A 353-nucleotide genomic window follows, 5' to 3' on the forward strand; every position below is an offset into this window, starting at 1 on the left:
CCGACCTCCTCGCCGTTCACCCGCACGGCGGCGCGCTCGGGGCCGAGATGGCGGTCGGTGTCGATCTTCACTTTCAGGCTGCAGTAGCTGAAGATGCCCTCGGTGACCACCGTGACCATGTCGACGCCCTGTGCCTTCGAGCCGACGATGAAGGGCGCGGGCTTGTAGTCCGGGTAGGTGGTGGAAGAACCGACGCCGGTGACGAAGACCTCGTCGGCGTGCAGCAGGTCGCCGTTCCACTCCGCTTCGGCGCCTTGCGCGTTGGCAGCGGCAGGCTCGGCGCCGTCGCGGGCGAAGGGCACCAGCGCGGGTGACGGGCTGCTCAGTTCGCGGCGCAGCAGCACGACCGGGTC

At 69.7% G+C, this 353-nt stretch carries 1 pseudogene; it reads right to left on the reverse strand.

Going from position 1 to position 353, the window contains the following annotated elements:
- Positions 1-353 (reverse strand): annotated as a pseudogene (locus CVH10_RS18485) (hypothetical protein); the annotation flags it as partial.

This window comes from Halomonas sp. ND22Bw (assembly GCF_003011945.1).
GTDB lineage: Bacteria > Pseudomonadota > Gammaproteobacteria > Pseudomonadales > Halomonadaceae > Halomonas > Halomonas halophila.